The 243-nt window shown below is 54.3% G+C and carries 1 protein-coding gene; it reads left to right on the top strand.

Annotated elements, in window-relative coordinates; all coding sequences use genetic code 11:
* On the top strand, positions 1-243 hold a 243-nt coding region (locus L9G74_RS21800; RefSeq protein WP_238898971.1), incomplete at both ends, for an OSTA/TMEM184 family protein.

Genomic DNA, 243 nt, shown 5'->3' with positions numbered 1-243 from the left:
GATGTCATGGGCAACTGCTACGAAGCGTTCACCATCTCCGCATTCTTCGCACTGCTCTGTCATTACATCGCCCCCGACCTGCATAGCCAGAAGGAGTATTTCCGCGGGATCAAACCGAAGAAATGGCTCTGGCCTGTAAACTGGCTGGAGAAGATCTGGGGCGGAGAGACCGGTCCGTGGAGGACTCCGCGCAGTGGGTTGACGTGGTTCAATGTAAGGGCTATATATAGTGGCATCAGTCTA

Origin of the sequence: Shewanella electrica, assembly GCF_022321485.1 — a bacterium.
Lineage (GTDB): Bacteria > Pseudomonadota > Gammaproteobacteria > Enterobacterales > Shewanellaceae > Shewanella > Shewanella electrica.
Note: the sequence above shows the minus strand (reverse complement) of the source record. Positions and strands in the feature narration are given on the sequence as shown.